A 24,674-nucleotide genomic window follows, 5' to 3' on the forward strand; every position below is an offset into this window, starting at 1 on the left:
ATAAATTGCTATTTGATAGGTGGTACCTATCAAAATAATCTTGTTCGATCGGTATAAACGTTTTTACTCTTATTTTAATGTATTTATTATTAATGGAAATTAAATAAATTGTTTCTTTATATTGGAGTGTGGTTAATGAAATCTAATATAATTAGTGGTCAGGTGGGAGCTTTTTTAAGAAAATCACGTAAAGAAAAGAACATGACGGGAAAGCAGCTGGCGAAATTAATAGGAATCAGCCAGCAACAGATATCAAGATATGAAATGGGAATCACTGCGATTACTTTAGATCAGCTTGATATTTTTTTAAGTATTCTAGATAAACGATGGGTCGATGTCATTAAATATGTCGAAAAAGATACTGACTCTGAAAAAAGAATGGGTAATAAAGGAAGTGCGAGTAAATATACTTCCTGGGGAAATCACTCAACAAAAACCATCATAAATAACTGCTAAATTTTCCTCTTAAATTAGAAATAAAATAATCAGTTAATTCTGGTTATTTTATTAAGCATATTCTCTGGGAAATTCGATTGTTTTTTATAAAACACACAATGAATGTGTTTTTTATGCTATGCAATTAAATTTTTTCTTCATGGATATTAAATAGAGAGAACAACATGTTAAATAAAAAAATGGCATCTGTTTTGCTATCAACAATTATTGCTGCTTCCTTTGCTACAGTTGCTAATGCTGACACTCGTACTGCTCAAGCGACAGCAACATGGCAAGCGACCGCAATTAAAGATACGACAAGTATGCTGGTTGTTACGCCATTAAAAAGCTTAACATTTAACTATGCAGAAGGTCAGAAAAGCTTTAACCAACAAAATGGCGCATTTGATATCGCTATTCAAGGTCAATCAGGTGCAACAGATTTTAAATTAGCATCAAAAATCATTTCTAACACTTTAGCGAGAACAACAGATGATTCTAAATTAACTGTTGGCGTTAAATGGAATGGTGAAGATCTGAATAAAACGACTGACACTGTGTTAATCGATACTTCAAAAGGCTTAACATCAGGTTTAGATAACTTAGCTGCGGATGGTATCTACAATGGTTCAGAGCGTGCAACTGACCGTGGTGAGTTCACCTTCGTTATCGCTAGCGCGGAAGCGGCTGGCGCAGCGACAGACTTCAAAGCACTGACCGATGGTTCATGGGATGGTGATGTTAAAGTTCAGTTCACTGCTACTTGGGATGGTACTTTCACACCAGCTCCTTAATTGATTATTTACGCTTAGTGAATAACTAATTTTCACGATAAAGATACTATAGGGAAATATTATCTTTATCGTTATCTTTTTTAAAATTAATAATTATGAAAAAAATAACATTAGCATTAGCTTTATTATCTATTCTCCCACTAAAAATGAGCTTTGCGGTTAATGTAGGCAATATCACTGAAATCATATCGCCGGATGAAGACTCATTAGCAAAAGAAATTGAAAATACGGTTAATACGGCAAGGCTCGTTAATTTAACTATCGAGAAAATAGACTCGCCACTTGAGAATGGAAAAGTTATTCCAGTAACGGATCCCAATGAAATATTATCAACCCCTGCTAATTTGATTTTGCCGGGGCAAGCAAAAGATGTTTTTAAAATTATCTATCAAGGTCCTAAAGACGATAAAGAACGTTATTACCGATTAAATTGGAAAGATGACCCTATTGGTGAAAGCGGTGTTACAAAAAGTGCAAAATCTGCCTCAGCAACAACTTCGGCAACCATTAGCACTATCTTGGTTGTTGCACCAAGAATTGAAAAATTTAATTACCAATATGCAAACTCCCAAGTTTCCAATATAGGGAATAGTTCATTTCGTGTGGTGGCATCAGGGCCATGTTTACCTGAAAAACAAAAATACAGTGTGGACGGTATTTGTCGTGAGCGTTATTACCTCATGCCACATTTAGCTGTGAAATTACAATTTGTCGATCTTAATAATAAAAAATCTAGCGTAGGTATTTGGCACAAAGGAGATTTCATTGTCGTCAAATAATTAATAACGGACTTTAATCATGCGTAAGAGTGTTATTGCTTTATCAATATTAAGCATTTTTTTTTCAAACACCATTCATGCCAGTGAGATGAAGAGTATTAAAATTGGTGGCTACATTATTCCTCCGGCATTTGTGAGTGCATTGGAAGAAGGAATGTCTGTGCCTGTTTTTCTACGATTAAGTGATGATGCTAAAAAAAACCAAAGCGAAGATAAAATCGCGGATGCAGTTATTGTCATTGACCAAGGTAAAATTAAGTTATCGAGTATTCACCTCATTGACAGTACGCAAGGTCCTCAACTGAATAGTTTGCTGGTTGATAAAATTGAAAATAAACAAGATGCCATTTTTGATGATAACAACGGTATTGTTATCGACAATAATGCGGCGCTGAAATTAAATATTTCGTCATTTAATTTATCATTAGATGTTGATAAAGCCGCTTTTGCACCGAAAACCCACGCAAGGCATTCTGTATTAGGGGATTCATCCGTTAATTCACTTTCGGCAGTGGCAAACTATGATTTAGGTGTATTCCAAAGTCAGGTAAAAAATGCACAAAATAGCTCCAGTAGTTATTTTAATTTAGACGCGTTATTTGCTGCAGCAGAACACCATTTTAATATTAATGCGTCGGCTTATAGCATCGGTAAATCCAATGCAAGTGTTGAATTATACCGAGCGATGTATGAGCGTGACTTTAATGGGCTGCGTGTCGCATTGGGTTTAATGAGTACGTGGAATTTACAATCCATTGCCAGCTTAACCGCGTTGAGCAGTAGTAAAATTTATGCGGTCACTATCGGAAATAACTCCGAGAGTGTCGTCAACAATAAACAGCAGTCACTGACCCCTATTTATGCCTTCTTAAATAGCCCTGGTGAAGTTCGTATTTATCGCCAAGGTAAGCTTCTTAACATCCAAAACTTCCCAATGGGTAACTTTGAAGTCGATACCAGTATGCTGCCTTTTGGTATCTATGATGTCACTATCGAAACGGTTGTCGATGGGAAAGTGGTCACCACTCAAAACCAGACAATTAATAAATCCTTAGGGGCAATCGGAGGAAACTTCGACAAACTGAATTGGGAAATGTACGGGGGCTATGTTGATTTCGATAAAAGAAATTATGCTCGTGGAGAAGGTCGTCATAGCCAAGCCCCTGAGAAAAGCTATTTAGCAGGAGCTTCATTTGCCTATAACTTCCCAGTGCTGTCAGGTATACGCTTTCAGATGTCAAACTATGGTTTTGATAAATTCCTAGTTCAAGAAACGAGCATCAACGCGTCGATTAATAACTATATCTCGATTTCTTGGCAGGGCATGCTGGAGAATCACGGCAGCCATCGCAACATTGGTACGATTTCTGTCAGTATTCCTGACGGTTATGGCTCTTTTTGGGCATCACGAGAACGAACAGTGATTGAAGGGGATTTACCGCTTTACGATGCGGATAACTATTCCTATGGCGCGACAGTTAACTTCGACAAGATTATTGATAGAACGGGTTCATTCACGATCAGTAATACCAAAGACCGTCGCGTAGGCAGTGATTCAATTAACTACGAATATGCGAATACGCTGTTTTCTGGGCGCTATGGAACGGTTGGGCTCAGAGCCGGTGTACAGCGTTATCACTATGATAATCAAAACAGTACTAACGAAAAATATGTGAATTTAGATTTCTCATTACCGCTGTCTACGTGGTTAAGCACGGGCGTATCTTCCACGAATGGCAATATGAAAGCCAATATTTACGCCAACAAAAGTTTTGAAAACTCGCCGATCACCAATGCGGGAATTTCGGTCTCTAAGTTAGTGCGTGATAAAGATAATGGCGCTTCGGATTTTTCGACGCTGGCCTACGCCTCTTATGACATGAAATATAACTCGGGCACCGTCACGATTAACCGACCGGATAGCGACCGACTGAACGGTAACTTAACTTCTCGCGGATCGGTGGCTTACAGCAATGGCATGATCACACCAAGCGGCAACCAAGGAAAATCAGGGGTAATTATTAATTCTGAGATTCAAGGTGCCGGTAGCATGGTGGCGAAGGTGAATGGGCAAAATTACCCAATCAGCGGAAAAAATACCTTTATTCCATTGTCACCATATTCAGATTACGACATCCAGTTAATGAACGACGGGAAGTCAAAAGACAGTTTTGACATTGTCTCTGGACGCAATAAATCCGTCACGCTGTATCCGGGCAATATCGCGTTTTATCAACCCGAAGTTCGTCAGTTGGTCACGGTGTTTGGACGGCTTAAATCACCAGATGGTGAATACATAAAATATGCCTCGATTCGTAACCATATTGGGCGAACAAAAACCGATAAAAATGGGGAATTCTCCATGGACGTTGATGTGCGGTATCCGGTGATCTCGTTATTGCAAGAAGATGAGAAAACGATCTGCGAAGCCGATTTAAACCTACAAGGAGCACGCGGTGCTTTATGGGTAGGTGAGGTGACTTGTGAGCCGCAATCTAGTTATGCGAAAAGATAATGAGAATTTAACGATGAAGAGAAATAGATTTCTTATATTCATAATTGCCCCTGTTATTTTGAATTTTTTATTCAGCGCAGCAACGCACGCTGTCACTGTAACTAACAGCTATGTTTTTATTGAAAATAACGTTGATGACGAATATTTCATTACACCGAGAACAACCGACCCGCGTTTTTCGGGGGCTAACAAATATACGCGTTACTCAAAATCGCTACAGCTTAGTTTGGGCTATATGGGGTATGTGAATACGTCTATTCAAGCAAACCAATTTGTTGATATTTGGTTAGAAAATTCTCAGATAGATAGACCATTTACTGGGAATCGGTGTATGCGAGGATATTGCAATGACGACAGTGGTTATTGGCCTGCGCAATACATTGGGAAAGATGGCGCTTACAAGATAGTGCAAAGTAATATTAATGGGGAATCTTACTATGCGAGGGGGATCTTCAGCGACTCTGCCTACCAATATTTCCTTAAGTTACCTGTGGGAACCGTCGAAAGTTATAGCTATAGATCTTGTATGACAAAAACGGACTATAACCCAAGCAAAGGTGAGTCTTGCCAAAGTGTCGGTGGGCAGATTATCGCATCCCATGAATTTAATATTACTAAATCTGGGCATATAAAGCTGACTTCAACGGGAGCGTTGCAAGAGATATTTATAGATAGTAATGGAAATCCAACCTTGGGATTAGGCTCTCAATTTTGCAGAATCGGTATCGTATTAAGTCAAAATGGGATTATCTGCCAAGTTGTTGACCATGAGACAAAGGGGGAGATTTTCGCCAATATTATGTTGAGTTTAAAAGTTAATAATACATTGATTCCGTTTGTACCCGCGGCTAACACGATATTGATTGGCCCTGATGACGGGAGTAATAGCTGGTATTATTACAATACAACGTATCCAGCGAGCTATTATTTTAAAGGCAACAATAAGAATGTATCGATATTTCTATCCAATACGTTTTTGAAGCGGTTGGTGTCGTCGAATGTTGATTTTAAAAATAGCCAAGAGTTTTTTACATTCTCATTTACCAACTCAGCGGTACCTCAATCGGGTTATTACGAATTTACACCGTCCAATACTATTATTCTTAAACCGCGGGATTATGGGATCAGTATTATCCCTGCCGACTTTAACCCGAACCAATCTAAAACCGGGAAAGTGGGAAATGAAGAGCCGCCAATTGAATTTAATTATATTGTGACGACCAGTGGACCAAGGCAGGCAGACTCTATCACCGCCAAAGTAGAAGGCCCAAGTACCACGCTAAAAGGGCAATCGTACTGCTTGTTTAGTTCCAATGATGACAAATTCAAAGTGCCGTTTTCAGCGTATTTATCATTTAAAAATTACACGGGAAGCTTAGAGTCTTACCGAGCTAGCTGCGATAGCAATGAAATCTCCCTCAAAAATGCGTTATGGGAAGAGACGCCGTGGGCAAAACCGAATGAAGATTTAGGTTCGTTTTATCGCACAAATTTAGACTTATCATTTCCAATGAATGAAGCGAATTCATTCTTTACGCTAGATGGAATTGACTGGCTAGGGACAGTTTCGGCAAGTGGTACCGTGACGGTAAAAGCCATCTGGACAGGCCCCGATATTCATTAAATATGACCCATTTTTTGAGGCGATTTATTTAATCTTAAGTCGCCTTTTTCTTCAGCATTAACAGGTTAAACATGAAATTAAATTCTTTGCTGAAATTCTTACTTTTTTTTGTGATGATTTCCTTCAATCATAGTGCTAACGCGCTATACATTAGCTCGGATATTTCTTCGATGGATTCCGAGAAAGAATTTTTTTCTAAGCCCTATATTAACGATACGAAAAAGACCAATTTATACAGCTTTAGTGCGTATCAAATTGATAAACCAGGCAGCCATGAACAAGGGCGAGCTATTCATAATGGGGAAATTATCTTTACCCCACTGAAGAAAATTTTATTACCAGGAGAGCAGGAATTCTTTAAAATTTTTTATCGCGGAACCGTGGATAACCAAGAGCGCTATTACAAAATCATCATTAGTGAAACGCCACTTGAAATGCAAAATGATCATGAGCAACGCAAACAGCCGCTATTTTACCCAACGGTCAGTTTAGAAACGTACTTCGTCGTGAGACCCAAACAGCCTGATTTTAAATATACGCTCGACCAAAATGCAGGTGTGTTAAAAAATACAGGGAATACCTATTTTAGAGTGCTGCTGCATAACAATTGCAATGCAGAGGATGATACCGAGCCTTACGTCCTTTACTTGCTACCTAATCAAACGTATCAAGATGCGCGTTTAACCAAGAAAAGCCGCAAGTACATTGTGATTTTTGATAAATATTATGCCGTGGGTAACTGTGAGTAATCGTTATTACTTGTAGAGCGCACTAATAATAACACTGCTTTTCATAATACCTTTTTCGACACTTGGTGATTGAGCATATGGCTTGGCAAAAAAGCTAATATCAAATTGGTTATTACCATTAGCACTGAATCGTTTGTTTTTTCCAGATAAATCAATAGGACTCTTGTCCATCCAGGATAAATAAATTCCAACACCAGATAAATTGGTTTTCAACTCACCACCAACACCATTATTCAGAGCCCCTTGAGCCCCGGGATGAACCTTAATATCTATATTATTAGGCTTAAAGCCACTTTTATTGCAATCCACAATAAATTGCGTTTTTACAGCGGGTTGCTTTCCTGCAAGTAAATCGGTTTCATTGATCACATCGAAATCGACAATTTTATTGAAGCCTTTCCCATCATTAATATCGCAAGTGATGTTGACGATATCTAGCGAGATGGTCAGAACCGTGTCGGGTAAAATTTCATCGGCAACGGTATGTAAAGGGTAGCTACTCATCAGCATGAAAAGAAAGCAGAAGGGAAGTGTTTTATTCATCAATTCGCTCACATTAAAGGTATTTTATTTTGATTGTAATGTGGGTGCTCCCACTGCCTAGAGTCACACTATTGCTACCAATGGGTAATGCAATAGGTTTTACTTTCAGTTTCACTTTCATTAATGAGGCTGTGGGCTTTTTAAGTAAAAGCTCTTTTCCCATCGGCACACCTGCGTCAATGTCTCCAACTTGGCTATCTTCCCATGCGACTACATAACCAAGCGTGTTGTTAACGGAACCAATATAGCCAGATGCCCCCATGGTTAAATGAGGGGTAGCGGGTTCAAATAATAGTGAAACACGTTGTGGAACTATGGTTCCTGAGCAATCTAATGATAGCGTGGTATGTCCCTCTATTTCGCCAGATAAAACAGTTGCGCTATCCAATGCACCAAAAGCAATATTATCGATCGTTGCTGGCAGGCAAGTGGCAATTTTCACACTCATCCTAATTTGCGATGCCAGTTCTTGACCAACCATGGATGATTGTTTGGTGAGTGCTCCATAGCTATTGATATGCGTAAAAATCAATACGCTGATGAGCAAAATAGATTTGCGCATAGTCACCTCAACTAGTTGAATGTTAAATTAATATTTAATGCTGTACTGGCGGCTCCTGGTGAACCCGTCGTACCAAGTAAAACGGGTTTTACGTTAATAGGAATGGATACGTTAGGTGTTGTGGGTTTCGTGACAGGGGCTTTGGCAACGCCATCAACCAAAACAGGAGTATTGATCGGAGCCATTTCAGCGGTCTTCCATGTCAACTGATAACCTACAGTGGTATTTTGTTTGGTCTTCAAAATACTTTTTGTGGCATCAACGCCATCAGCCGAGGTTAATGCCATCGTATAAGATGCTAAAGTTGCATCACAAGTGATTGCAATAGTCATCGGTTTTTCAACCACTTTGCCATTTTTAATGTCACTGACAGATTGCTCGCCAAAGTCGATATCTGCTACTGAAGCGGCACAAGAAGCCTTGACCGTCATATTAATATTCGAGGTTACTGTCCCACCCGTTACGTTGGTCGCAAAGCTTGTTGCATTAGCATAAATAGAAAATAACGATGCAGCACAAAGGAATAGAGATCTCTTGATCATAAAAATCCTGTTAGTTTAGTTTTACATTAATGGTCAAGGCGGTATTAGCTGCCCCCACTGCCGTTTGAGTCGTTAACGGAACGGGTTTGACGGTAATTGGAATGGTGAAGTTTGCTGTTGTTGGCTTAGTGTTTGGCGCAATAGCGGCGCCATTGATAACGACGGCACTATTTACAGGTTTAAATGCACTATTGCCCCATGTGAATTGATAACCAACGGATGGATTACTTTTCACATTGATAATTCCATTTGCAGCATTGTTGACGCCATCCTTCCCTGAAAAACTTAAGGTATAGGCGGGTAGCACCGCATTACAGGTAAATGCGACGTTGATAGTTTTACCGGCAACAGATTTTGCGTTAACTGAACTTGCCGTTTGGTTACCAAAATCCACATCGTTGACTGAAACAGCACAGGATGCGTTATTGACGAGGGTCATCGATGTTGGCGCACTGAAAGCGACACTCTCTGACATCAACGTACGGCTGTTATTACCAATTCGTGAATAGAATTTTTTGGTTAACATGTAAGTAGGGTTAACAACCGTTTTCCCGACAGGGGGGATTTTCTGTAAGTAAACGGTGCCGGAGTCTGTTCCTCCGCCAGCATTGGCTAAATTGGTATAGCCCGTTCCACTAGTTTTGTAGTCTAAAACCAGTATCCAAGCACTATTACTACAGCTTCCTGTTGATCGAAATCTTAAAATTCCATCAGATGAGTTTTTATCGACGGTTCCACCATTTGGGCAATCATTTGGTGATGCGCCATATTTATCAACAATATAAATAAAGTTTCCGGTTGTATTTCCCGCGCCACTTGAAGCTCGTAAGCATTGCCCTGCTAAAGTTAATGGGACACCAGGGGCGCCAAAAGTATAGAGTTGATCACCAACTTTTTTGTTCGTCACGTCGATTTGTGCTGGAAATGAATATTTAATAGAGATGTTTTGGCATCTAGCGGCACTAGCATCTAGCGCGAAGAAGAACATCAATATTCCAAGGTAAACCCCTTTTTTTGCCATGATGATGTCCTTATTGAAGTTCGATCACACGTCGAGCACCGTAGTCATCAATGGCTTCAACGGTGACTTTACCGGATAACGGGCGCTGTAAATCCATCTCGCTGAAAGGCGGGAATAAGCTAATTGAGCGTTCAACATCCGCGGATAAAGACAGCGGTTTGTTGTTGATGGAAACTTGTGTGAGTGCAAAGTAATAAGGTGTTGGGTTCTTCAGAGTTGAGCCGCTATACGTGATATTTTTTTCTGCATCTTCACGGTTTTCTGCAAGGATTTTAGGGCGATAAATTAGCTTAACTTGCGTATTTAATGCCACAGCAAGGACATTGCCCTCTTCCGCAGATGCAACCGGCGGGATTTCTTGAACATTAAGCCAAAACAGTGACTCTCTATCCTTTGGCAGTATGTCATTAATATAAATTAAGCGAACAAGCTGTTTTTCATTGGCTGCGACTTTAAATAAGTTAGGCGCGGGAACAAAGAAAACATCATCCCCTTTGAGGTTATCGATCCAGACCTGCCCACCATAGGCTTTTTCGCTATTATTCTTAATTTCAACCGCAATATTTTTACGACCTTCATCATAGATAAATCGAGTGCCATTCAGTGTGAATGCGGAATAGGCATTAAAACAGGTTAACAAAAATGGCAAGATAGCGAGTTTGGATATGAGCTTAATCATTGCATTCGATCTCCATGATTTGGTTTTCATTGGGTTTTACCCCATTCATATTTAAGGTGCATACCTCATCATTTGAGGAGGTAATGAAAATGGCATTAGGCTGACTTAATAAATTCAACAGCAAAACACCGCCATTGGAGACAAATCCCACATAGTCGTTATTTTCTGTTCGAGCAGTGCTACCCGCAGACACAAACTCACCGTTTTTCTTTTTCAGTCTCAAAATGTATCGATGTATGGTTGAGTATTTGAACTCGCGATAAACAATGGCTTTATCTGTTGGAACAACACGTTGTACCGAATCGAGTAACTCAACGTTGTTCGGAACTTCCTCAGTATTGATTTTTAAATTATTTTCAATATAAGGAGATACACCAATGACGGTATTTCCATGTCTATCCGTAGGCGGTGAATCATTAAAAACAATATTTCCGATATTCTTAATGTTGGCGATGGCGACAGTATCTTGTCGCACATTGGTTAAAAATAAGCCGGTTTGTTGCGTGGCAAGCAAGCTACCGGAGGCATTGATAGAGCCTGTGGTTTGATGCTGGTTTTGGGCAATCGCCACACCTGTATTAATCCAATCTTGGTTAAATCCAAAGTAAGCAGAGTTTGACCAACTATCACGATCTTTGCTGGTATTCACGCTGTAGTTCACTTTTTCATTAATGTTTCCTGCGATACCGGAGTTAAAATTAGCTTTATTATCACGGTCATAACTCACTGAGTTCGTCCAAAAATGGTTTTTATCAAACACACTAAACGGAATATTCACACCGACGGAGATGGCATAATTATCTCGGTCATGGTCATTTAATTTCTGATAATCAGCGGATACCGAAAAGTCGATACCTTTGAAGGCAGTGTTATAAGTCACGTTAGCGCCGACTTCATTGCAGATACGATTACGGTAGGTTTGTACCCATCCCGACAGGCTGATAAAGCTGTTATCAAAATTTTGAGAAATAATGGTTTCATAGCGCTCTTTACGATTACTTCTTTGGTACAGCGCATTTTGGTTAAACTCATTAAAATCAACGTACTCTTTGCCTGTATAACGGTAAGTTAAAAGCTGTAAGTTAGTCGTATTCGACAGTGAATTAGCATACTTCAGCATATAACTTATCCCTGATTGCTTGGCATCAGGTGATGTGGGAGTCTGTTTTTGAAAATTGCTGTTGGCAGCATTCACGTTAAAAGAGACGGCACCAAATTGACCAAACTCTTTACTCAGACCAATTCCAGCACTTTGATAATCACTGTGTAAAATTCCCGCTGTTTGCAACGTAAAATACGTAAACCCATAATCAAGAGCACCCAAAAGGAATGGATGGCTTTCACGCTTTCCAGTTAGCTCCCGCTCACCAATGACGAGGTTGTAATCCATCTCATTGGCTCGTAATAATGATGGGAGCGTGGCAACTGGCACATATCTTACGGTTTTGGTTCCGTTATCTTCTTCAACAGTAATGGTCAAATCACCATTACTGACGGGTGAAATATCATTTAATTGATATGCACCTGCAGGAACGACTTGAGAGCTAAGAACGTATCCATTTTGTGAAATGGTAATTTTTGCATTCGAACTGACCACACCTGAAATGACGGGGGCATAACCTCGCATTTCCCATGGGCGCATATTTTTTTCTGAACGTAACGCCATTCCGTAAAACACAAAGTTAGGCAACATCGTCATTGATGTTATTGTTTTACCAGCGATAAAACTTCCCTGTATAGACTTCATGGCAGTTGAAATGGTTGCTTCCGAAGTCTCGGTTCCTGAATTTTTAAGATAACTACTGCGGACGTAACCTACCCATCGACCAAAATTAGAATATAAGTCGAAATCCCCATAAATTTGGGTATTAGCGGATGTTGTTTTAGAGACATACCCGGAATAGTTAACTTTGATCCCTGGTATTCCATAATCCCATTCTTGTTGGTTTTTTGAATTATCTAAGGCGACTTGTGGAATATTAAAAGTCAAAACTTGTTTTGCATTATCAAAGTCAATTTGAACACCAGGATAATGACCTAAGTTGTAGCAGTTTCTTTCTGCATCGAAGTCATTTTCAAATAAAGCTAAATTAATAGGTAATGAAAGTTCATTTATCCATGAGGTATTTAAACAAAGGTTTTCTCTATCTTTGGTTAATATAATTAATTCTTTTCTTCCCATTGGATGGCGATTAAAAATCACCTCTACAATATAGTGACCTTCTGGGTATTTAACACTATCATCAAAAATACTTGCTGCCTGAGATTGAACTCCTCCATGCAAGAAATCCATATTCAAGTTTGCATATACAAAAAATGGACTTACCAACAGGGATAATATAAAAGCATTGACCGATTTTAAACGCATATATCCATCACTATTTGTAAGCGGTAATAAGGGTCAAAGACCCTTAATTTAAAAATATAAAACTAATTATTTATATGCCACTGCATAAGTCGCAGTAGAAATGATGGTACCTTCGGTAACTGTTTGACCTGTTGTTGCCAGCATTCTTGCTTTGAAATTCATATTTCCAATAGCATCTGTTCCATTACCAAAATCAACTGTTTGGCTGTTATAAGTTACATCTTGATTTGGTGTGGTTGAGTTCATTGCGGTTAATTGAATAGAAACACCATTTGCTGTTCCTTTCATATTTGCAAGACCTGAATTAGTAAATCCAGCGCTTTGCCAACCTACTTGACCATTAGTTTTTTTCAAACATTCGTCAGTACGTGGAACTAAACTAAATTCAACGTAGTCACCATTGGTATCTGCTGTTGTCATTTTGCCTAAATCAATTGTAGATTTAACTAATCCACCGACTTCGGTATCAATATCACAAGTTGCAGAAGTTACCGCTCCAATAAATTGTACTTCCCCTGTATTTGCAAATGCAGCACCACTAAGTAATACGCTGCTACAAATTAAAGGTAATAACATCTTTTTCATTTAATCATCCTCATAAGAGTATTTATATTTAATAATGTGCATTAAAAATCTCTGGATATGTATATCCAAAAATTCAAATTTAAATTTCTCCATTTTTAATGCAAGGAACTGTTGTGCTGGCGAAATGATAGATAATAGAAATCATTTTCATCATTAAGAGATGAATGTTTTGGAGCCTTCTCGTTCTGGGATGCAGAATACCCTCACTCTTCAGCTGGATAAACTAAATAAACTACTTAAGTATTTTTATTTATATGGAATTCTAAAAATATTCATTATTAACAATGTGTTGTGATTTATCGATGCTGAAAAACTCAATAAAACCTTCAAATTTATTTTAGATTTTTATGATTTATTTCAATTTTCGGTTCACTCGTATGGGTAGTATAGTGTGGCGATGTTTTACTATATTAATAAAGAATGAAATTATGAAATCGAGTATAAAATATATAATTAATGACAAGTTTGAGTTTGACTACACCAATAAGAAAATCACATACATACTTAATGGAGATAAACGTAAAGTCCTAACGCCAGCTGCGAATATTCTTTTATTTTTAATAAAAAATAAGGTAGATGGAGATAATGAAGTTATTTCACAAGATGAGCTATTTAGTGCGGGTTGGGGTGAAAAAAAGAAGTTTGTGACAATCAATACGTTTTATCAAAACATTTTGTTGTTACGAAAAGCATTTAGTGAACTGGAAAATAATTTTGAGATAATAAAGAATATTCCTAAAAGAGGGTATAGGCTTGTTGATGATATACATATTCTTAACTCGTCGATAAATAATGTAAATAGTAGTAGGTTTAGAAATAAGCACAAAATTGATAGAAAATATGATGGGAAAATAGAAAAAATCCATATTCCTAAAGTGGAAAAAGTAGAGAACCATAAAAAAATTAGCATAAATACTCCTCCGAAATATCCCTCTGGGTATATTAAAAAAAAGAATGTGTGGCTCAGTTTCTCAAGTCGTGAAGTGAAAAGAACAATCATTATGCTAGTTCTAATTGTATTGATGACAACAATTTTTTTTAGCTATATCGATTTTCAAAAAAAAAGTAGTAGCTTATCAAACTATACTCATTGTGGAGAAATTAAAAGTAAAATAATACTCTGTAATAAGCAGATGGATTTAAATCCGAACTTATCTAAATTTCTCTCAGATGAAATTATTTCAAAGTCATTTGATGATTATCAATATATGTATGTGATAAGACGAAATTTCACTAATAAATTGTCAATCATTTATTGCATCAGAGAGTTAGATTCATTTTCGTTAAAAGATAATGAATGTGTTTCGTATTACATCATGGATTGGGCTGGATAATAAAAATGAAAAAAAGTATTTTGAAAGCTGTTGTTTATACATTAGCAATTATTTTTTCTTCTATTGCGGTATACCAGGTTAATAAGTCAGATGACATTATTTGTCGTTCATCATTTAGGACTATTTCTATTGAAGACAATATGAAACTTTCTTTGAGCATTTCTTATACCTTAGGCGATCATGAAGGGTGGGTGAATTTAAAGGGTAAGTTTAGCCAAAATGGTATTGAGAGTGAGGTAGCAAGAAAGGTTTATATCGATATTATAAAGATCGGCGATAGCCTTAAAATCAAATCCAAGAAAAATATTCTATTGAATTCGGATAATACAGATTCTTCGGAGTTAGAAAAATATTTATCTCAGTCTTATTTGGACCCTAACCTAGATATGGATATCTTTCTCTATCCTCAGAAGAGTGGTGGGTATATCTTTTTCACCAATGATATGTATGCTTTTTATTGCAAATGATTAAATATGAGCGTGATAGATAATCTGTCCAATAAAGAGATTATCTATCACTACCTCTTTAATCCTGTGTATGTAGTCGTTTAACGATCATGACAAGGTCGTTGAGGAATGTCTCAATATCCATGTCAAGTTTGCTAATAATTAAAAATAATCTCGGTAATGTGATATTGCTGATCCCTACCTCATACCGTGAAAACTGTTGCTGACTGACACCAACACGGCTAGCGATTTGGCTTCCAGTCAAACCCAGTTCTTTTCTTTTTTTTCTTATATAGTGCCCGATTAAATTGTTTATTTGAGCTTCATTCTCTCCGGCAAAGTAAAAGCTAATATCTTGAATGGGTAATTTATAGGCTTGCGTGCTTTCAAAGGAAAGGTGTTCACTCATCATATGTCCTCTTACGTGATGGAATTATAATTGTTGTATTTCCATCGAGGGGTGTAAACCAAATTAAAAATCAAATAGTTTTTAGTCTTTTAATCTAGGTTTTTTATGTGGTTAGGGGGTTTCTTTATTAAAAAATTAAGTTTTTATATTTCCTTAATTAAAAGCAAAATGAGTATTTTGAATGAGAAATAGCCTTAGATAATAACGAAAACCAATCTCATTTGCATTATTGTCTGTCGTTAGCGATATCACAATAATTTGTACAATATGATGTTTTTTAAACCGTGGATCTCCTCGCTAGAATATCGATAAAAAATAATCAGAAAATAATAAAGCTTTGAGAGTGTTATTTTTGGATAATCATTTGAATATAGACAGTTATATATTATAAATCTCTTTTTTATGTATTTAATTATATAACGAATAGGTGAAATAAACCGCGAATGAAGCGGCATAAACACATTGATGATGTTGATTATCAATGTGTTTATTGATGTAAGACAATCTCTCAAATTCCCCGATTGATATTATTAACTCAATCAAAAATTCTAATTACCTCTAATTATGTGGCTGGTGGTTTTATCGCTAATGGCACACAAACTACGTTTTTTAATTCCATTGTTTTAACGAAAAAAATTTTAGCGAAAAAACTTCTTATTATTTTAAGCAATTGCAATTTAAGTGAGCGAGTTATATATGGCCAATATAAAAGAGAAAGCTGCTGTTTTTGCTCCTCTTAGCCGTCGCGGCTTTGTGAAAGCGGGCGCCGTGACAGGTTTAGCCGCCGCAGCGGGAGGATTTTCTCTTCCGTTTAGCGCTTCAGCGGAAACAGAGCAAAAAACATCGACACCATCAGGGAATGAAAAAGTTGTTTGGAGTGCGTGTACAGTTAACTGTGGAAGCCGTTGCCCACTGCGTATGCATGTTGTAGATGGCGAAATCAAATACGTCGAAACCGATAATACGGGTAATGACGTGTATGAAGAACTGCATCAAGTCCGTGCATGTTTACGTGGCCGCTCTATGCGCCGCCGCGTCTATAACCCAGACCGTCTGCGCTACCCAATGATGCGTGTAGGCAAACGCGGTGAAGGTAAATTTAAGCGCATTAGTTGGGAAGAAGCTTTCGACGCTATTGCCGACAACATGAAGCGCTTAATTAAAGATTATGGTAATGAGTCCATCTACCTGAACTATGGTACAGGTACCCTTGGCGGCACTATGACAAAATCATGGCCACCGGGTGCGACTTTAATTGCGCGTCTCATGAACTGCTGTGGTGGTTATTTAAATCATTATGGCGACTACAGTACCGCACAAATTGCGGCAGGCCTGAATTACACCTTTGGTGGCTGGGCAGACGGTAATAGCCCATCAGATATCGAAAACGCTAAATTAGTCGTGATGTTTGGTAACAACCCTGGCGAAACGCGTATGAGCGGCGGTGGGGTCACTTACTATGTTGAACAAGCTCGCGAAAAATCTAACGCAAAAATGATCATCATCGATCCACGCTACACCGATACAGGTGCAGGACGTGAAGATGAATGGATCCCAATTCGTCCGGGTACTGATGCGGCGCTGGTTAACGCCATTGCGTATGTGATGATCAAAGAAGACTTAGTGGATAAGCCATTCTTAGATAAATATTGCGTGGGTTATGATGAAACCACCATGCCAGCTGGCGCGCCCAAAAATGCGCACTACAAAGCTTATATTCTGGGTGATGGTCCTGACGGTCAAGCGAAAACGCCAGAATGGGCGGCATCCATCACCGGTATTCCGGCAGATCGCATTGTGAAATTAGCCCGTGAAATCGGTACCGCAAAACCGGCGTATATTGTGCAAGGTTGGGGCCCTCAGCGTCGTTCGAATGGTGAGTTGACCTCTCGCGCTATCTCAATGCTGGCGATTTTAACCGGTAACATCGGTATTCATGGCGGTAACACGGGGGCTCGTGAAGGTTCTTACAGCATTCCATTCGTGCGTATGCCGACTTTGACTAACCCAGTGCAAACCAGCATTTCCATGTTTATGTGGACTGACGCCATTTTACGTGGCCCTGAAATGACCGCTACTCGTGATGGTGTTCGTGGTAAAGACAAATTGGATGTGCCAATTAAAATGGTATGGAACTACGCAGGTAACTGTTTAGTTAACCAACATTCAGAAATCAACCGTACCCACGATATCCTGCAAGACGAATCGAAGTGCGAAATGATTGTGGTGATTGATAACCACATGACCGCCTCGGCAAAATATGCCGATATCTTACTGCCAGACTGCACTGCATCTGAGCAAATGGATTTCTGTATGGATGCTTCTGCGGGGAATATGTCCTACGTTATTTTTGCTGACCAAGCTATCAAACCGCGTTTTGAAAGCCGCAATATCTATGAAATGACCAGCGAAATTGCCAAACGCATGGGTGTCGGTGAGCAGTTCACTGAAAATCGTACCCAAGAAGAGTGGCTGCGCCATTTATACGAACAATCTCGCGCTGCATTACCTGAGCTGCCAACGTTCGAAGAATTCCGTGAGCAAGGTATCTTCAAAAAACGTGATCCTAAAGGTCACCATGTGGCTTATCAAAGTTTCCGTGAAGACCCAATTGCGAACCCATTGACCACGCCATCAGGAAAAATCGAGATCTATTCTGCGCAATTAGCGGAGCTGCAAAATTCATGGGAGCTGGAAGAAGGTGATGTTATCCATCCATTGCCAGTCTATTCCGTTGGGTTTGAGCAGTATGGCGATCCATTAATGGAGAAATTCCCATTACAGTTGACGGGCTTCCACTATAAATCACGTACCCACTCAACCTATGGCAACGTGGATGTATTGAAAGCGGCTTGTCCTCAAGAGTTATGGATCAACCCACAAGATGCGGCGAAACGCTCCCTGAAACATGGGGATTTAGTCCGCGTATACAATGACCGAGGCGAAGTGCGTGTCAAAGTCAAAGTCACCCCACGAATTTTACCGGGTGTGGTTGGTTTGGGTGAGGGTGCATGGTATGACCCTGATGGTAACCGTATTGACCATGCGGGCAGCATTAACGTGTTGACCACGCAGCGTCCATCGCCATTGGCGAAAGGGAACCCATCACACTCTAATCTTGTTGAAGTTGTGAAAGCTTAAGGATGCCAGATATGTCAACGCAATATGGTTTTTATATCGATTCAAGTCGTTGCACTGGCTGCAAAACCTGTGAGTTAGCCTGCAAAGACTTTAAAAATTTATCTCCAGAAGTGAATTTCCGCCGTATTTATGAATACGCGGGGGGTGATTGGACTGAGCAAGATGGCGTTTATGGGCAGAATGTTTTCGCCTATTACCTGTCTATTTCGTGTAACCACTGTGATGACCCAGCATGTGCCAAAGTGTGTCCAAGTGGTGCGATGCACAAACGCGAAGATGGGTTTGTGGTGGTGGATGAAGAAGTCTGTATTGGTTGCCGCTATTGCAGCATGGCATGCCCTTACGGTGCGCCTCAGTTTGACCAAGTCAAAGGTCATATGACCAAGTGCGATGGTTGCTATGAGCGTGTTGCAGGAGGCAAAAAACCAATCTGTGTGGAATCTTGCCCATTACGCGCATTGGATATGGCGCCGATAGAAGAGCTACGCGCCAAATATGGTGATTTAGCGGAAATCGCACCATTACCATCGGCTGAATATACTCATCCAAATATCGTTTTAAAATTGAATGCCAATAGCAAACCTGTCGGTGATACCACGGGTCATCTGGCTAACCCGGAGGAAGTTTAATATGGGCGCGGGAATTCATGAATGGCCATTGATGTTTTTCACGGTTATTGGTCAAAGTGTTGCGGGTGCATTTATTGTGATGGCAGCGGTTTTGTTAAGTGGGAAACTATCCCCTGAACTTAACCGCAAAGTGCATTACAGCATGTTCGGTCTGTGGGGGTTAATGGGAATTGGTTTCTTATTATCCACGATGCACATGGGTACCCCATTGCGTGCATTTAATGCCTTCAACCGCTTAGGGGCTTCTTCACTGAGTAATGAAATTGCCAGTGGTGCAATCTTCTTTGCCTTTGGTGGCTTATATTGGTTGTTGGCAGTGTTAAATAAAATGCCGGCTGCGCTAGGTAAATTATGGTTAGTGGTGGTGGCTGTTCTGGCGGCTATCTTTGTGGTGGCAACTTCCCGTGTGTACCAAATCCCAACGGTACCAACATGGAATAACAGCTACACCATGATCAACTTCGTGCTAACGGCATTCTTGGGTGGGCCTATCTTAGCCGCGCTGTTATTGCGTGTGGCTGGGTTTGACCTGCAATGTATCCGTCGTCTCCCGGCATTGAGTGCGATAGCATTATTAGTGAGTGCAGCTGCGGCAATTTCCCAAGGGTTTGACTTGGCGAGCATTGAAACCGCAGTACAAAAAGCAACGGATTTAGTGCCTGATTACGGCTTCTTAATGGATATTAAGATTGTTGCCGTAGCGATGGGGCTGGGTTGCTGGGTCATGCCGTTAATCGCGAAACGTAATCCATCCGTTATTAACTTGGGCATCGGTACCCTGTTAGTGTTGGCGGGCGAGATTGTTGGACGAGGTGTGTTCTATGGTCTGCATATGACCGTGGGCATGGCCGTTAACTAATCATCACTACAAAGGCTTAGCAACCTTCTGCTAAGCCTTTCGTTCCCAAGAATTTTTATCAATAATAAGCAAAACAACAAATAACACATGAACAGTGGATTACACACCATGAACGAACTCGCTTTAAATGATGTTTCTGTGACAGCTCGGATCCTTGGTGCGGCATTCTATTATTCCCCTGACCAAGTGCCCGACATTATCGAATTATTGGTATCCGGTGAGTGGGTAGCAGACTGGCATTATGGCTCTGAAGAGCAAAAACAAGGGATCGCCGCAGAGATGGCGACAATGCAACGTGATGATGAAACCCTTGATGAAGCCTACCAACGCCTCTTTATTGGCCCTTATGCGCTTCCTTCTCCACCGTGGGGTTCAGTCTGGCTTGATAAAGAAAATGTGCTGTTTGGCGAGTCTACTTTGCAACTTCGTGAGTGGATGCAAGTCAACCAAATTGATATTCACTTAACGCAAAATGAACCCGAAGACCATTTTGGTTTATTGATGATGATGGTGGCTTGGGTAGCGGAACATCAACCTGAAAATCTTTCTGAATTATTAGGGAAACATATTTTGCCATGGGGCTTGCTGTATTTAGACAAAATGCAGGAAAAAGGCGATTCTCCATTTTATGTGGGGCTGAGTAAGCTGGCGCATTTAACGCTGGTGGCTTGGCAGGATTCGATGAATATTGAAGCGGATAAAAAACTGATTTTTTATCGCTGATTAATAAATTGGCGATCTTGGGGATCGCCAATTTATTCTAAAGTTTGATCGGCTGTTTTTGTTGGCTCCAAACACGATAAGCAAAAGCAGCGCCCACTAACACTAAGTAAATAATTGGCTCAGGCGTTAGAGTTTTTAATGACAAAGCATAGTGGCAAAGCGCGAGTAATAGCGTTGGGTAAAGCAGCATGTGAATTCTTTTCCACCATACGCCTAGGCTGATTCGTATGCGGTTGAATGAACTCACCGCCATCAAAAATAAGCATAGCCAAGCCGTGGCGCCAATCACTAAGTAGACCCGCGAAAAAACCTCCTCGAAAAAGAGTGATAAATTATTGACGCCAATCTCCAGTAATAAATAGCTACTCAAGTGCAGTACAGCCCAGAAAAAACACCATAATCCCAGTAATTTTCGTGTCTGAAACAACGTGGTAAATCGCAATAATTTAGCAATAACGGGGATCAATGCGATAACGACGAGCAAGCGCAAAGTGGCTATTCCCGTAAAATGTTGGATGTCTTTAGCGGGATCAGCGCCAAGTCGCTGAGTATCAATTAAAAAAACCAGCCATACCAAAGGAAGCAGAGCAATAAGATGAAAGCCTCCTTTGGTTAATCTCACTAATAGCCTGTTTTCTTGGGGCATTAAAAGTATCTCCGTAAGTCCATCCCCTGATACAAGTTTGCGACTTGGTCACCATATCCATTAAACAGCAAAGTAGGCTGTCGGGTCACTTGACCTAAACCCCCTGCGCCAATAAAACGCTCGGTCGCTTGTGACCAACGAGGATGATCAACTTGCGGGTTCACATTGGCAAAAAAACCATATTCACTGGGCGCGGATAGGTTCCATGTGGTGTCTGGCATCTGCTCAGTTAGGCGAATTTTGACGATAGACTTAATTCCTTTAAAGCCATATTTCCAAGGAACAACCAAGCGGATCGGGGCGCCATTTTGATTGGGTAATGTTTTTCCATATACGCCAGTGGCAAGTAAGGTTAGCGGATTCATGGCCTCATCCAAACGCAGTCCTTCAACATAGGGATAGGGCAAGCCACCACCGATATAACGGCTTTTTTGTCCCGGCATTTGTTCGGGAGCATAACGAGTTTCAAAGGCGACATATTTGGCTTTGCTGGTGGGTTCCACCAATGCCAATAATTTGGCTAGCGGAAAACCGACCCAAGGAATAACCATCGACCAAGCTTCGACGCAGCGCATACGATAAATACGCTCCTCTAGGGGAAACTTGGCGTTGATATCATCTAAATTCAGGGTCAAAGGACGATTCACTTCCCCATCGATGGTGACCGTCCATTCGTCGGTAATGAGGGTATGCGCGTTTTCAGCTGGGTCTGATTTTCCTAGCCCAAACTCATAAAAGTTATTATAGCCAGTCACTTTATCTTCGGGCGTCAGGGTTAACGATGGCTGAAATTCTTCAGGTTGAATAAATGTGAGGGCTTTTCTTGGCGTCACGGGCGTCTCTGGTGCATCGTCACTTAGCCAAGAAAATAAGCCCGCATTTGCTGTCGCTGCAACGGTTAAACCTGCCGCTCCCACACCTAAGGCTTTGAGTAGCTGCCGGCGCTTCATAAAGAAAATGGATTCATCCGTGATTTGAGAATCGGGGATTTTAGGTAACTTTTTCATTGTGCGCTCCATAGCAAAAAGAAGAATGAAATCAGTTATACCGAATGCGTGATAAAAGTGGCTGACAGTAAGATGACAAATTTGTCATCTTACTTAATTGTAGAAAATTTTAGATTGTAGGAAACGTTAGCGTAATGGTGCTGGTACCTGCTTCGTGTTCAAAACTAACCGAACCGCCATGCAGTTCAACAATCGCTTTGACAATTGCCAGCCCCAACCCAGTTCCCTCCGAGGTTCTGGCATTATCTCCGCGCCAAAAACGAGTGAAAATTTCCTCGCTATTTTGTAGGGGGTTCCCTTGGTTAGTGATGCGGATTTCTCGTTGCTGGGGAAGCTCAATGATTTGGGTGACCACGCGAGTATTTGGGTGAGAGTATTTAATCGCATTAGCGATAACATTCATGAATACACGGCTGAGTAATACCGGATCAGCATCAAGTGTGAGGGTTGAAGGCTCACAATAAAGCGTAATCTGCTTCTCTTCTGCATAAGCCGAAAATAGTTCATAAATCTCATTCACTAATCCCGAGATTGAGAGATTTTCTCGATTTAACGTAATGTTTTTATTTTCAGCGCGAGCAATAAATAATGTGCTTTGGATCATCTGTGCCAGCTTATCGAGCTCTTCAATATTGCTAATGATGACCTCTTCATATTCGCTCACATTGCGGGAACGCTGGAGCGTAATTTCATTTTGCACTCGAATGGCATTAATGGGCGTTCTTAGCTCATGCGCTAAGTCATCGGCGAACTGGGTTAGTTTAACAAAGTCATGTTTTAGCCGTTGGCGCATGGTATTCATTGATTCGCCCAGCTCTTTTAACTCTTGTGGAAGCTGATCAATATCGATCGGATCATTCAGTGCATGAACGTCTGTTTTGATCGTGATCTGGCTCAGTGATTGAATATCGGAGAGCCCTTTTTTCAGTAACCATAAACTCAGTAATCCCATCAACAATATTGAGAGAGCAGACACCAGCATGCTTTGGGTTAAATATCGGGTTAATACCCCGCTGCGGTCGACGGAAACTTTACCGAGTACCACATGGAGCTGCCCTAATGGTGAGTTCATGGCGAAATAGACCGCGGAGATAGGAATGCTTTGTGCGGTTTGCCAATGGTTGATTGCATGGATATTGAGCTGCTCAAGGTTCACTAACCGCAGCGGTTGGGTATCCAGAAGTTCGCTGTTAGTCGCGACGAGTATGTGCCCACTCGCATCAGAAATTTGGATCAAATCTTGGCGCATGTCCATCATACTTTGGAAATACATCGGCAGCGTTTTGATATCAATGCCACCCGAAATTAACTTAGCGAGTTGCTCTGCGCGATTTACTAGCAAATTATTGTCTTGTTCTGACAGCTCATTTTTTAGCGAGTGATACAAAACCCATGTCACGATGCCAGCATTAGCGACCATCAGAATGATAAACAGGGAAATAAGTTTAAAGCGTAGCGACTTTTTTTTCATTCTATTGGCCTATTTAAGCGGTATCCCATCCCTCGAATGGTTTCGATAAGCTTAACTTCAAACTCATCATCAATTTTCTTTCTCAATCGACGGATGGCGACATCGATGATATTGGTATCACTGTCAAAATCGATGCCCCAAACTTCGCTGGCAATTAAGGTTCTAGGTAAAATTTCATCGCTATGCAGCACGAAAAACAGCAACAGAGAAAATTCTTGGCGGGTTAAGATGATTTTCTTTCCTCCGCGCTCAACATCATGACGGGTTAGATCTATCTTTAAATCCGCAATTGTCATGGTTGTCGAGGTTGGCTGATTCACTTTGAGTTGGTTTTTAACGCGTGCTAATAATTCAGAAAATGAAAATGGCTTCACAAGGTAGTCATTGGCACCGAGCTCTAAGCCTTTAATACGATCATCTACGGCATCCCGTGCGGTGAGGCAAATAACGGGAATGCTTTTGGCGGTGCGTAAGATTTTTAAAATATCCCAGCCACTCATACCCGGCAGCATGATATCGAGAATTACCAATTGATAATTGTTTTCTAAAGCAAAGTAGAGACCATCACGACCATCATTCGCCACATCCACTAGAAAACCCGCTTCTTCTAAGCCATTTTTAACCCAGCCTTGGGTTTTAAGGTGATCTTCAATTAATAGTATTCTCATGGAAACCCAGCAATCGTTTTATTTGACTTAATTCATCTTAAAGAAACTTTTACTGTAAAGAAACAGTCTGGGGTTTAGCAATAAAAATGAGGCAAATGAAGATATTTCAGAGGAGAGAAACACGGGGTACTCATTGATTGCAGGC

22 protein-coding genes and 2 pseudogenes are annotated in these 24,674 nt (G+C 40.3%); 12 read left to right on the plus strand and 12 right to left on the minus strand.

All coding sequences use genetic code 11. The features are described 5' to 3' along the window. The first annotated feature begins 135 nt into the window (after positions 1-135). The 6 genes from GKR74_RS01110 to GKR74_RS01135 all read left to right on the plus strand — a co-directional run bounded on the left by GKR74_RS01110 (position 136) and on the right by GKR74_RS01135 (position 6,896). Positions 136-456 (plus strand): helix-turn-helix domain-containing protein, encoded by a 321-nt coding sequence (locus tag GKR74_RS01110; RefSeq protein ID WP_154602165.1) that lies wholly within the window; start codon positions 136-138, stop codon positions 454-456. Between the two features lie 164 nt (positions 457-620). After that, positions 621-1,229, plus strand: coding sequence for a common pilus major fimbrillin subunit EcpA (ecpA, locus tag GKR74_RS01115; RefSeq protein WP_108478643.1), 609 nt, complete (start codon positions 621-623; stop codon positions 1,227-1,229). Between the two features lie 95 nt (positions 1,230-1,324). Then, the gene (locus GKR74_RS01120) at positions 1,325-2,008 is read left to right on the plus strand and encodes a hypothetical protein (RefSeq protein WP_154602166.1); all 684 of its coding nucleotides are present in this window, start codon (positions 1,325-1,327) and stop codon (positions 2,006-2,008) included. A 19-nt stretch (positions 2,009-2,027) separates the two neighbouring features. Next, positions 2,028-4,523, plus strand: coding sequence for a TcfC E-set like domain-containing protein (locus tag GKR74_RS01125; protein WP_154602167.1), 2,496 nt, complete (start codon positions 2,028-2,030; stop codon positions 4,521-4,523). 13 nt (positions 4,524-4,536) lie between these two features. Next, on the plus strand, positions 4,537-6,147 hold the full coding sequence (locus tag GKR74_RS01130) for a fimbrial protein (protein ID WP_154602168.1): 1,611 nt from the start codon (positions 4,537-4,539) through the stop codon (positions 6,145-6,147). A gap of 71 nt (positions 6,148-6,218) precedes the next feature. Continuing rightward, the gene (locus tag GKR74_RS01135; RefSeq protein ID WP_154602169.1) at positions 6,219-6,896 is read left to right on the plus strand and encodes a fimbrial protein; all 678 of its coding nucleotides are present in this window, start codon (positions 6,219-6,221) and stop codon (positions 6,894-6,896) included. A gap of 6 nt (positions 6,897-6,902) precedes the next feature. Here GKR74_RS01135 and GKR74_RS01140 read toward each other — a convergent pair whose 3' ends face one another. The 7 genes from GKR74_RS01140 to GKR74_RS01170 all read right to left on the minus strand — a co-directional run bounded on the left by GKR74_RS01140 (position 6,903) and on the right by GKR74_RS01170 (position 13,196). Continuing rightward, positions 6,903-7,439 carry a fimbrial protein gene (locus GKR74_RS01140; protein WP_154602170.1) on the minus strand — a complete coding sequence of 179 codons (537 nt, stop codon included), beginning with the start codon at positions 7,437-7,439 and terminating at the stop codon, positions 6,903-6,905. A gap of 13 nt (positions 7,440-7,452) precedes the next feature. After that, a complete protein-coding gene (locus GKR74_RS01145; protein ID WP_154602171.1) occupies positions 7,453-8,001 on the minus strand; it encodes a fimbrial protein in 549 nt (182 codons plus the stop codon). Between the two features lie 11 nt (positions 8,002-8,012). Then, entirely contained in the window at positions 8,013-8,543 is a 531-nt protein-coding gene (locus GKR74_RS01150) for a spore coat protein U domain-containing protein (protein WP_154602172.1), read from the minus strand. Positions 8,544-8,553: 10 nt separating this feature from the next. After that, on the minus strand, positions 8,554-9,564 hold the full coding sequence (locus tag GKR74_RS01155; RefSeq protein ID WP_154602173.1) for a fimbrial protein: 1,011 nt from the start codon (positions 9,562-9,564) through the stop codon (positions 8,554-8,556). A gap of 10 nt (positions 9,565-9,574) precedes the next feature. After that, positions 9,575-10,243 carry a fimbrial chaperone gene (locus GKR74_RS01160; RefSeq protein ID WP_154602174.1) on the minus strand — a complete coding sequence of 223 codons (669 nt, stop codon included), beginning with the start codon at positions 10,241-10,243 and terminating at the stop codon, positions 9,575-9,577. Continuing rightward, positions 10,236-12,611 (minus strand): PefC/AfrB family outer membrane usher protein, encoded by a 2,376-nt coding sequence (pefC, locus tag GKR74_RS01165; protein WP_154602175.1) that lies wholly within the window; start codon positions 12,609-12,611, stop codon positions 10,236-10,238. The genes GKR74_RS01160 and pefC overlap by 8 nt, the downstream gene beginning before the upstream one ends. 66 nt (positions 12,612-12,677) lie before the next feature. Then, positions 12,678-13,196, minus strand: coding sequence for a fimbrial protein (locus GKR74_RS01170; RefSeq protein WP_036950387.1), 519 nt, complete (start codon positions 13,194-13,196; stop codon positions 12,678-12,680). 428 nt (positions 13,197-13,624) lie between these two features. Here GKR74_RS01170 and GKR74_RS01175 point away from each other — a divergent pair, with 428 nt between their 5' ends. Then, positions 13,625-14,530, plus strand: coding sequence for a winged helix-turn-helix domain-containing protein (locus GKR74_RS01175; RefSeq protein ID WP_195848745.1), 906 nt, complete (start codon positions 13,625-13,627; stop codon positions 14,528-14,530). Positions 14,531-14,535: 5 nt separating this feature from the next. Then, complete coding sequence (locus GKR74_RS01180; protein WP_154602177.1) at positions 14,536-14,997, plus strand: hypothetical protein; 462 nt, start codon at positions 14,536-14,538, stop codon at positions 14,995-14,997. 58 nt (positions 14,998-15,055) lie between these two features. Here the strand turns inward: GKR74_RS01180 and GKR74_RS01185 are convergent, their stop codons facing one another. Beyond that, positions 15,056-15,388, minus strand: a complete 333-nt coding sequence (locus tag GKR74_RS01185; protein ID WP_051422597.1) for a helix-turn-helix domain-containing protein — start codon at positions 15,386-15,388, stop codon at positions 15,056-15,058. Positions 15,389-16,081: 693 nt separating this feature from the next. Here GKR74_RS01185 and dmsA point away from each other — a divergent pair. The 4 genes and pseudogenes from dmsA to dmsD all read left to right on the plus strand — a co-directional run. Beyond that, positions 16,082-18,526, plus strand: coding sequence for a dimethylsulfoxide reductase subunit A (gene dmsA / locus GKR74_RS01190; RefSeq protein ID WP_154602178.1), 2,445 nt, complete (start codon positions 16,082-16,084; stop codon positions 18,524-18,526). An 11-nt stretch (positions 18,527-18,537) separates the two neighbouring features. Beyond that, the gene (locus tag GKR74_RS01195) at positions 18,538-19,155 is read left to right on the plus strand and encodes a DMSO/selenate family reductase complex B subunit (protein WP_154602179.1); all 618 of its coding nucleotides are present in this window, start codon (positions 18,538-18,540) and stop codon (positions 19,153-19,155) included. A gap of 1 nt (position 19,156) precedes the next feature. After that, entirely contained in the window at positions 19,157-20,014 is an 858-nt protein-coding gene (locus GKR74_RS01200) for a DmsC/YnfH family molybdoenzyme membrane anchor subunit (protein ID WP_154602180.1), read from the plus strand. 108 nt (positions 20,015-20,122) lie between these two features. Then, a pseudogene (gene dmsD / locus GKR74_RS01205) lies at positions 20,123-20,734 on the plus strand (Tat proofreading chaperone DmsD); the annotation flags it as partial. Between the two features lie 40 nt (positions 20,735-20,774). Here dmsD and GKR74_RS01210 read toward each other — a convergent pair. The 4 genes and pseudogenes from GKR74_RS01210 to GKR74_RS01225 form a co-directional block, all read right to left on the minus strand. Further along, positions 20,775-21,383 carry a protein-methionine-sulfoxide reductase heme-binding subunit MsrQ gene (locus GKR74_RS01210; RefSeq protein WP_154602182.1) on the minus strand — a complete coding sequence of 203 codons (609 nt, stop codon included), beginning with the start codon at positions 21,381-21,383 and terminating at the stop codon, positions 20,775-20,777. Continuing rightward, complete coding sequence (gene msrP, locus GKR74_RS01215; protein ID WP_154602183.1) at positions 21,383-22,390, minus strand: protein-methionine-sulfoxide reductase catalytic subunit MsrP; 1,008 nt, start codon at positions 22,388-22,390, stop codon at positions 21,383-21,385. The genes GKR74_RS01210 and msrP overlap by 1 nt, the downstream gene beginning before the upstream one ends. Positions 22,391-22,499: 109 nt before the next feature. Continuing rightward, positions 22,500-23,861 carry a heavy metal sensor histidine kinase gene (locus GKR74_RS01220; RefSeq protein WP_154602184.1) on the minus strand — a complete coding sequence of 454 codons (1,362 nt, stop codon included), beginning with the start codon at positions 23,859-23,861 and terminating at the stop codon, positions 22,500-22,502. Positions 23,862-23,875: 14 nt separating this feature from the next. Further along, positions 23,876-24,529: pseudogene (locus GKR74_RS01225) on the minus strand (heavy metal response regulator transcription factor); the annotation flags it as partial. Positions 24,530-24,674 lie beyond the last annotated feature (145 nt).

This window comes from Providencia sp. wls1914, from assembly GCF_009706645.1.
GTDB classification, from domain to species: Bacteria; Pseudomonadota; Gammaproteobacteria; order Enterobacterales; family Enterobacteriaceae; genus Providencia; species Providencia zhijiangensis.